At 64.8% G+C, this 3,129-nt stretch carries 1 protein-coding gene and 1 pseudogene; one reads left to right on the top strand and one right to left on the bottom strand.

Going from position 1 to position 3,129, the window contains the following annotated elements; genetic code table 11:
* Nucleotides 1–2,417: EAL domain-containing protein (locus tag EN742_RS29610; protein WP_148670346.1), on the bottom strand; the 2,417-nt coding region annotated here is incomplete at its 3' end.
* A gap of 342 nt (nt 2,418–2,759) precedes the next feature.
* On the opposite strand from EN742_RS29610, the pseudogene EN742_RS29605 reads away from it, so the two are divergent.
* Nucleotides 2,760–3,129: pseudogene (locus EN742_RS29605) on the top strand (glycerol 3-phosphate ABC transporter); the annotation flags it as partial.

The raw sequence follows: 3,129 nt of genomic DNA, 5'->3' as shown, positions 1-3,129 counted from the left end.
AGCATCAGGATGCTGCCGCCGCCGCGTGAGACGGGGGCGTCGTCATCTGCCGCAGGCGCCCTCGCGCCGGTCAGTTCGCCGAACGCCTCGATCGGACCAGGCCTGCCGAGGTAGAAACCCTGCCCGATCTCGCAGTCCTCGGCGTCGAGGAACCTGAGTTCGCCCAGCGTCTCGACGCCTTCGGCGAGCACCGGCAAGCCAAGGCCACGGCCAAGTCCCAGCACGGCGCGCACGATGGCCGCCACCTGACCGTTCCTGTCGACCGACTTGATGAAGGAGCCATCGATCTTGATCTTGTCGAAGGGGAAGGCGCGCAGGTTGGAGAGCGAGGAATAGCCGGTGCCGAAGTCGTCCATGGCGACGCGGACGCCGAGCGCCTTGACCTGCCGCAAGGTGGCCAGCGCTCGCGGCATGTCCTTGACCAGCGCCGTCTCGGTGATCTCGAGTTCGAGCCTGCCGGGCGCCAGGCCGGACCGCAACAGCACCTCATGCACCTTGCGGCTGAAGTTCGGATTGTGCAGCTGCACGGCCGAGACATTGACGGCGACCATCAGCGGGTTCTTCCAGCGGGCGGCTTCCTCGCAGGCGGCCGAAAGCACCCATTCGCCGATCTGGATGATGGCGCCGCTGTCCTCGGCCACCGGGATGAAGACGGCAGGCGAGATGTCGCCATGTTCGGGATGGTGCCAGCGGATCAGCGCCTCGAAGCCGATCATCCTGCCGGTGCTGATCTCCTTCTGCGGCTGGTAGACGAGCCGGAATTCGCCGCGCGCCACCGCCTGGCGCAGATCGTGCTCCATCACTCGCCGGTCGCGCGCCTCGGCGCCCATCGAGGCCTCGAAGTAACGATAGGTGTCCTTGCCCTCCGCCTTGGCGCGGTAGAGCGCGGTGTCGGCGTGGCTGACGAGGGCCGCCTGCTCATCGGCGTCCAGCGGGTAGAGGGCGATGCCGATGCTGGCCGACACAAGGCCGCCGCCCGGCGACAGCCGGTTCTCCTCGCGTATGGCGGCCAGGACCGCCTCGGCGATACGGCCGGCCGCCTGTGGGTCGGGGAGGTTGGGCGCGATGATGGCGAATTCATCGCCGCCGAGGCGGGCCAGCATCTGCCCGTGGCGAAGTTTGCTCGAGGCGCATTGCGCCACCTTCTGCAGCATCGCGTCGCCGGCGGCATGGCCGAACAGATCGTTGACTTCCTTGAACCGGTCGAGGTCGAGCAGCATGAGCGCGAGCTGACCGTCCTTGCCGCCGCGGCCCGCCGCGGCGATCTCGGCTTCCAGCCGGCTGTTGAAGCTGCGGCGGTTGGCAAGCCCGGTCAGCGGGTCGTAGTGGGCGAGGCGGATGATCTCCTGCTCCGCCTTCTTGCGCTCGCGGATGTCGCGCACGGCGACCACGCTGTGCGGCTTGCCGCAATAGTCGATGGGCCTGGCGATCAGCTCGACGGGGATCATGGTGCCGTCATGGCTCTTGAGGTCGGTTTCCCGTGCCTGCCCGTCCGCTTGGGCCATGGCGGTGGCGGAACGCTCGCCGAAGAGGTCGCTGAGCACCATGGTGTTCAGTGTCGTTGAGGCGATGCCGGACAATGCCGCGATGCTGTCATTGGCGCTGACGATGCGGGTGCCGTCGCAGACGATGAGGCCTTCGACCGCTGCATTGGCCAGGCCATGCATGCGCTCGGCCTCCGCCTGGTGGCGGCGGAAGCGCAGGTCGATCCACAGGGCCGCCGCCGAAAGCACGAGGATGACCAGGCTGGCGGCGGCCGCCGCGAAGGCCTGCGACATTGGCTCGATCGTGTATTGCGAGATCTCGATCGAGCTATCCGGATAGATCGACACGGCCCCCATCGCGATGAAGTGCAAGGTGCAGATCGCCAGCGTCAAAAGCACGGCGGCGCTGACCGTTCTCAGCGTCGAGGGGCGGTGCAGCGCAACAAAAAGCGACATCGCGGCAAGCGTGATGCCGGCGACCAGCGAGATCCCGACAAGCAGCTGATCCCAGACGACCCGGCCCTGCACCTCGAACGCCGCCATGCCGGTATAGTGCATCGTGCCGATGCCGACACCGAGCACGGCGCCGCCGACAAGGTAGTGCTCGATGCCGCCGCGCAAGGTGGCGATCCACATGCCGGCGGCGGTAAGCAGGACGGCCGCGGCAAGCGAAAGCACCGACAACTCGGTGTTGTAGGCGTTCGGTATTCCCGGCGAGAAGGCGATCATGGCGATAAAATGCGTCGCCCAGATGCCGAAACCGGTCGAGGTGGCGGCAATCATCAGCCAGGCATAGCGGTTTCTATTGGTCGAGCGGTCGACGTGGCGAAGCAGATTGACCGCCGAGAAGGAAGAAATGCCGCAGATGAGTGCCGCCAGTGCGACCAATCTCAGATCATGCTCGTGCACGATACAATTATAGACCGTCAACATCTCGCGTCACCTGATCTTCCCGCAATAATCAAGCAATGAAATTGATTAGGGCTGGACGCTTGAAGAATCAGTTATTGCCCGTGCAACTACGGCGTGCGCGTTCGGTTGCAGAGGCGCCCGAGACGATCTCATGCGGGGGCGGCAATATCGCCTGCCGCACCTGTCCGACGCCGATGTCAAAAACACTCGCGAGGCTTTGAAACGCGGTCCTGTCCGCGTGCCAATCGGCTTTTCCACAGACCCGCAGGCCACAGCAGAACTGTCACATACCTTCTCTATGAGAGCGGGCAAGGACTTGCGCACAGCCTGATGTCACCAGCCACTCAAAAGGGAATCAAATCCATGTCGATCATCAAGCAGGGCCTTGCCGCCCTTGCCGCCGGCGCTCTTGGCCTGACGCTGGCGCAGCCTGCCGCCGCCGCGCCCGTCAAATTCGATTTCTGGTTCGGCCTTTCGGGCGACCTCGCGCGCGTCGTCGACACGCTGTGCAAGAACTTCAATGCCTCGCAGTCCGACTATGAGGCGGTCTGCACCAGCCAGGGCAATTATGACGCGACGCTGCAGAACACCATCGCCGCCTTCCGCGCAGGCAAGCAGCCGACAGTCGTTCAGGTCTACGATGTCGGCACCGCCACCATGATGCTGTCGGGCGCCTACTATCCGGCCGACAAGCTGATGGAAGAGAACGGCTACAAGATCGACTACAGCGACT

The sequence above is a fragment of the Mesorhizobium sp. M4A.F.Ca.ET.020.02.1.1 genome (genome assembly GCF_004022645.1).
Lineage (GTDB): Bacteria > Pseudomonadota > Alphaproteobacteria > Rhizobiales > Rhizobiaceae > Mesorhizobium.
This window is presented reverse-complemented; position numbering and strand designations above follow the sequence as displayed.